Here is a 5,810-nt window from a genome sequence, read left to right as displayed (position 1 = left end):
TAAAAATATTGTAATAGAGCCAAGATCAAAATCTGTTGTTGTCTCTCTCATTAATTCTAGAAGTTCTGCTTTTAGTTTTTTGGACAATTCATAAAAATTTACATCTAGTAAATTCAACCTCTAACAGTGATTTAGTTTAGCTACATCCATAATTGCTGTTGTCACGATGAGGAAATAACTTGACCAAAAGTAATTGGCTATTTGGTTATACATTGCAGCGAACTCACAGCAGATTTATCAAATAATTTATTGATGTTAGTGAGTATCTAGCAATTATTCAAGTTTGGCTAAGGAGTAGTAAGTCTAGGAGAATTTAATGCTGGATTTTTTCACTTCATTGAATGAGCATAATTTACCATATCCAGATCCTTTACATCCTATCGTGGTTCACTTTGTAATTGCGATGGTTCTATTTTCTGTTTTTTGTGATGTCGCTGGGTATTTAACTGGGAAAACTACCTTATTTGAGGTGAGTTGGTGGAATATGTGTATTGCCACAGTAGCTATTTTTGTGGCGATTATTTTTGGCCAATTTGAAGCTGGTTTAGCGAAACCCTACGAACTGGCTAAATCAGTATTAAATGTTCATACTCTTATCGGTTGGTCACTTTCAGGTATTATTGCTGCAATTACAGCTTGGCGTTATGTGTTGCGAAGTCGTAACTCAAAAAAACTCCCATTTCATTACATAGCTGTGGCAGTTTTATTAACAGTGCTGGTTGGGTTTCAAGTATATCTTGGTGATGAACTTGTATGGGTGTATGGCTTACATACTGTACCTGTTGTGGAAGCGGTAAAGGATGGAATCTTGCCATGAATTCAGAATTATTAGACCAAATTAGTCACCAAATGGGTGCAAATGGTTTACCTTATGCCATTCCGATTCATCCTAATTTGGTACATCTTACATTAGGTTTATTCATCATTGCCATTATCTTTGATCTTTTAGGTGTATTTTTTCCTGTGGAAAAATGGTTGTTCAAGTTTTTGGGAATTAAGGTTGAACGTTCTCAATTATTTGATGTGGGTTGGTACAACATTTTTGCTGCGGCTGTGATTACATTTTTTACGGTTGGTGCAGGTTTTTATGAAATGTTGTTGGCAGCCCCACCAACAGATATCAAAAGTCCTTGGGGAATGCTGGCAATGCCGACAATGATGTGGCATGGTGTGGGCGGTGTATTGCTATTAGCGATGATTGTCGGTATGACCTTTTGGAGAGGTTGGCAACGTTACGTTATTGGCAAATACGAAGAGAGAGAAGTTCAAATTTCTTACTTGGTTGTCGGTGTAATTATTATGTTGCTAATGTATTTTCACGGCACATTAGGAGCGCACTTGGCAGCAGATTTTGGTGTTCACAATACAGCCGATAAATTACTAAGAGCCGGAAAAGACATCAATCAAATATTTGGTAATCGGTAATGGGTGATTAGTAATTGGTAATCGGTAAAAATTCTTAGCTAACGACCGACCACTGACAACTAACAACTGACCATTATGAAAATTCGGCAATTTCTCAACTTTTTGACCATAGTTACTGGGGCAGTTGCGGTAACTCTTTCTAGTCTATGGATTGGTAAACAGGCTTATTCTTGGCTTCCTCCCCAAGGGGCTGCTGAATCTCATCTAATTGATGATTTATTTAGCTTTTTGGTAACATTAGGATCTTTGATTTTCCTGGGAGTAACTGCTACTCTTTTCTATTCTATTTGTTTCCACCGGGCGAAAGCCAATGATTTAGGCGATGGTCCGCATATTGAAGGTAACGTTACTTTAGAAGTGGTTTGGACGGCAATCCCAATTATGTTGGTGTTATGGATTGCGGGTTATAGTTACCAAGTTTACGAAGAAATGGGCATCCAGGGACCTTCTCATCAGATCCATTTACATAATCCGATGAAGACAGAAACCGCTGATGCTGCACTGGGTGAAGCTTCAGCAGTCTCAGCAGGTGAGAATTTAGAACACATTGATGTATTAGCTAAACAGTGGGCTTGGGTGTTTCATTATCCCCAAAGCAATGTTACCAGTACAGAATTGCATTTACCGCAGGGTAGCCGTATCCGTCTAAATCTCCATTCGGAAGATGTACTTCACGGCTTTTATATCCCTGCTTTCCGCCTCAAACAAGACATTATTCCTGGTAACGACCTCGACTTTGAATTTACCCCCATTCGCCCCGGTGCCTATGATTTGACTGACTCTCAGTATAGCGGTACATACTTTGCCACTATGCGAGCCAAGGTCGTTGTGGAATCACCTAGCAACTATCAGCAGTGGTTAAGCAAAGCTGCGAGTCAAACACCCAGCCCAGCCCCTAACCAAGCAGCTTCCGAATATGCCCTAAAAATAGAAAACGGCATTGACAGCGGTTGGAAAACTGTTGAACCGGCAGCACCTCCATTAGTCAATTTCCCAGGTTAACTTTGTAATTTTTCTTTGCTACTGACAACTAACCACTAAGTAGGTTGGCGTTGAAAATTGTCGTTATAGCAAGGCAAGAGTAAAGAAGTTTTCAGCGATTTTAAATTTCTTTACACAGTTTGGTTTTATTGTGTTCACCTACTTAATAACTGACAAATGGCTAACATCCCCATTCATATCACTGGTGAATCACATCACCACGAACCGCCCCAAACCTGGAGAACCTACTTCAGTTTTAGTACAGATCATAAGGTTATCGGTATTCAATACCTCGTTACCTCTTTTATTTTCTTCCTAGTTGGCGGTATCTTCGCTATGATTTTGCGCGGGGAACTCATCACCCCCGAAGCTGATTTAATAGACCGCACAGTCTACAACGGAATGTTCACCATGCACGGAACAGTGATGCTGTTTCTGTGGACGTTTCCCTCTCTTGTTGGTATGGCTAACTACCTCGTTCCCTTGATGATTGGGGCGCGAGATATGGCATTTCCCCGCCTCAACGCCGTCGCCTTTTGGATGGTTCCTGTGGTGGGTATTCTCCTCATGTCCAGCTTCTTTGTCCCCGGTGGACCTGCTCAATCTGGTTGGTGGGCATATCCCCCCGTCAGTACGCAAAACCCCACAGGAAACTTGATTAATGGTCAAGTTCTTTGGTTATTAGCGGTGGCTATTTCCGGTGTCTCCTCGATTATGGGTGCGGTGAATTTTGTCACTACTATTGTGAAAATGCGATCGCCGGGCATGGGTTTCTTTAGAATGCCCCTCTTTGTTTGGGCAGTATTTAGCGCCCAAATTATCCAATTATTTGGACTGCCAGCTTTAACAGCCGGGGCGGTCATGCTACTTCTTGATATTACAGTGGGAACTGCCTTTTTTGATCCTACTAAAGGCGGAAACCCGGTGATGTTCCAGCATTATTTCTGGTTCTATTCTCACCCCGCAGTTTATGTGATCATTTTGCCTATTTTCGGGATTTTCTCAGAAATCTTCCCGGTTTATTCTCGCAAACCTTTATTTGGTTATAAAGTCGTTGCCATTTCTTCCATGTTAATCGCTGTAGTTAGCGGCATTGTTTGGGTACACCATATGTATGTCAGTGGTACTCCCGGTTGGCTACGGTTGTTTTTCATGGTGACAACCATGTTTGTTTCTATTCCCACAGGGATTAAGGTATTTGCTTGGGTGGCAACTATTTGGGGCGGTAAAATTCGCCTCACTACACCCATGTTATTTGCTTTGGGTGGTTTGGTAATGTTTGTTTTTGCTGGCATTACAGGAATTATGCTTTCTTCTGTTCCTGTAGATGTTCATGTTAATAATACCTATTTTGTTGTCGGGCATTTCCATTATGTTCTCTATGGAACTGTAACTATGGGAATGTATGCCGCTATCTATCATTGGTTTCCTAAAATGACGGGCAGAATGTTCCACGAAGGTTGGGGCAAAATCCATTTTTGGTTAGCATTTATCGGCACAAATTTGAATTTCTTACCCATGCACCCTTTAGGTTTGCAAGGAATGTTACGCCGGGCGGCTTCCTATGCACCTGAGTTAATTGGTTGGAATATTGTTGCTAGTTTGGGTTCTTTTCTATTAGGAATGTCTACTCTTCCTTTCATCTTCAATATGTTAATTTCTTGGATGGATGGAGAAAAAGCTCCTGCTAATCCTTGGCGGGCAATTGGTTTGGAATGGACTGTTTCTTCTCCTCCTCCTGTTGAGAATTTTGAGGAAATTCCAATTGTTACTTGTGAGCCTTATGGTTATGGTAAGTCTGAATTAATGGCATCTTCTGAACATGAGTAATGGGTAATATAGCGATTCTATTTGATGTGTAAATTTGATTTTTTAACGAACCGCAGAGACGCAGAGGGCGCAGAGGAAGAGAAGGAAGAGAATTTTTTACGTCTTATTTAGAATCGCTATAGTTTTTCTCGTTACTTTTTTCTTAATTACTAGTTTCCTGGTTTTGGAGTTTTTTAACAATGGATAGTTCTGTTTCTCCTGATGATTTAGATCATGTTAGTCATGAGCATGATGAAGAAGGCAATAAAATGTTTGGTTTTATTGTGTTTCTGTTATCTGAAAGTGTCATTTTCTTGAGTTTCTTTGCTGGCTATATTATCTACAAAACTTCTACTGTTAATTGGTTACCAACTGGTGTTTCTGGTTTGGAAATAAAAGAACCTAGCATTAATACTGTTGTTTTGGTTGCTAGTAGTTTTGTGATTTTCTTTGCAGAAAAAGCCCTAGAAAGACATGATTTAAAGACTTATCGGCTGTTGTTGTTTTTAACAATGGCTATGGGTGGTTATTTCCTTTTTGGCCAAGCTGTGGAATGGAGTCAATTAGAATTTGGCTTTACTTCTGGTACTTTTGGCGGAATGTTTTATCTCTTAACTGGTTTTCACGGTTTGCACGTTTTTACGGGTATTCTATTACAGTTAATTGTCTTGTTGCGTTCTTTCGTTCCTGGTAATTTTGATAATGGTCATTTTGGCATAAATGCCACTTCTTTGTTTTGGCACTTTGTTGATGTTATCTGGATTGTTTTGTTTCTACTTATCTACGTTTGGCAGTAGATATTTTATTAGCAAAAAATCAATAAATCATGTAGGGGTTTAGCATTGCTAAACCCTTATTCATGTATTTGTATCATTATTGCAAAATTATCTATTTAGGAAAGTAGCGATAAATTTCTTTTCGGTGTAAAACTCTTTCAAAAATTAATGTTTCACCATCAAAAATAATACCAAGACGATAATCACCTATACGAATCCGATAAGCATTATCATATCCCTGAAGCTTTTTGATATTTGTGATTTCTGCAAAACTTGATATTTCAATTATTTCTGCAAAAGCAAATTTCTTAATAGACTCATAATAGGGTGTACTTTTGAGTGCTTTCAAATCTTTAATAAAACTGGGTAGCTACTGGATATTCACTCTTTTTCTAATTCCGCTAAAGCTTCATCAATATTTAATGGTTTCTCATTTTCTACTTCTTTCATAGCTAGAATAAGTCCTTCATCTTCTATCGCTTCTAGCAACCGTAAATAGTCTTGAAAATCCACGACCACTTTTTTGATATTACCTTCAATATCAGTAATCAATTCTTGAGCGAAGGGATATTGATTAGCTTGCATTTTGTTTATATAGGATTAGTATTTTACTATTTACATTTAATGTAACATATTTTTATCAGGCTGAATTTGAGTCGTTCTTTCATTCCTGGTAATTACGATAATGGTTACTTTGGTGTTAATTCAACTTTGTTATTGAATACTTACTACGAGCTTATTTTTTTGTGTCTATTGGCAGCAATAACAGTCAGAAGGCGATATATAGTAAATTTACGAACATAGCTACAACTTATACTC

7 protein-coding genes are annotated in these 5,810 nt (G+C 38.6%); 5 read left to right on the top strand and 2 right to left on the bottom strand.

Features of this window, described 5'->3' with window-relative positions:
• Positions 1-316 precede the first annotated feature (316 nt).
• The 5 genes from IQ228_RS19470 to IQ228_RS19450 all read left to right on the top strand — a co-directional run bounded on the left by IQ228_RS19470 (position 317) and on the right by IQ228_RS19450 (position 5,012).
• Positions 317-817: a DUF2231 domain-containing protein gene (locus IQ228_RS19470; protein WP_027401298.1), complete on the top strand. Its 501-nt coding sequence runs from the start codon at positions 317-319 to the stop codon at positions 815-817.
• Positions 814-1,425, top strand: coding sequence for a DUF2231 domain-containing protein (locus tag IQ228_RS19465; protein ID WP_027401299.1), 612 nt, complete (start codon positions 814-816; stop codon positions 1,423-1,425). The genes IQ228_RS19470 and IQ228_RS19465 overlap by 4 nt, the downstream gene beginning before the upstream one ends.
• 75 nt (positions 1,426-1,500) lie before the next feature.
• Positions 1,501-2,427, top strand: a complete 927-nt coding sequence (locus IQ228_RS19460; RefSeq protein WP_193964020.1) for a cytochrome c oxidase subunit II — start codon at positions 1,501-1,503, stop codon at positions 2,425-2,427.
• 156 nt (positions 2,428-2,583) lie between these two features.
• Positions 2,584-4,236, top strand: a complete 1,653-nt coding sequence (gene ctaD / locus IQ228_RS19455) for a cytochrome c oxidase subunit I (protein ID WP_027401301.1) — start codon at positions 2,584-2,586, stop codon at positions 4,234-4,236.
• Between the two features lie 179 nt (positions 4,237-4,415).
• The gene (locus IQ228_RS19450; RefSeq protein WP_193964018.1) at positions 4,416-5,012 is read left to right on the top strand and encodes a heme-copper oxidase subunit III; all 597 of its coding nucleotides are present in this window, start codon (positions 4,416-4,418) and stop codon (positions 5,010-5,012) included.
• 91 nt (positions 5,013-5,103) lie between these two features.
• Here IQ228_RS19450 and IQ228_RS19445 read toward each other — a convergent pair whose 3' ends face one another.
• Positions 5,104-5,349, bottom strand: a complete 246-nt coding sequence (locus IQ228_RS19445; protein ID WP_027401303.1) for a type II toxin-antitoxin system RelE/ParE family toxin — start codon at positions 5,347-5,349, stop codon at positions 5,104-5,106.
• Positions 5,350-5,372: 23 nt separating this feature from the next.
• Positions 5,373-5,576, bottom strand: a complete 204-nt coding sequence (locus tag IQ228_RS19440) for a hypothetical protein (protein ID WP_027401304.1) — start codon at positions 5,574-5,576, stop codon at positions 5,373-5,375.
• Positions 5,577-5,810 lie beyond the last annotated feature (234 nt).

It is taken from the genome of Dolichospermum sp. LEGE 00246, assembly GCF_015207865.1.
Classification (GTDB): Bacteria; Cyanobacteriota; Cyanobacteriia; order Cyanobacteriales; family Nostocaceae; genus Dolichospermum; species Dolichospermum heterosporum.
The sequence above is the reverse complement of the archived record's forward strand: the minus strand, read 5'-3'. Positions and strand labels throughout refer to the sequence as shown.

Coding starts and splice junctions, on each gene's coding strand:
- IQ228_RS19470 (WP_027401298.1), top strand. CDS start 317: ATGCTGGATTTTTTCACTTCATTGAATGAGCATAATTTACCATATCCA.
- IQ228_RS19465 (WP_027401299.1), top strand. CDS start 814: ATGAATTCAGAATTATTAGACCAAATTAGTCACCAAATGGGTGCAAAT.
- IQ228_RS19460 (WP_193964020.1), top strand. CDS start 1,501: ATGAAAATTCGGCAATTTCTCAACTTTTTGACCATAGTTACTGGGGCA.
- ctaD (WP_027401301.1), top strand. CDS start 2,584: ATGGCTAACATCCCCATTCATATCACTGGTGAATCACATCACCACGAA.
- IQ228_RS19450 (WP_193964018.1), top strand. CDS start 4,416: ATGGATAGTTCTGTTTCTCCTGATGATTTAGATCATGTTAGTCATGAG.
- IQ228_RS19440 (WP_027401304.1), bottom strand. CDS start 5,576: ATGCAAGCTAATCAATATCCCTTCGCTCAAGAATTGATTACTGATATT.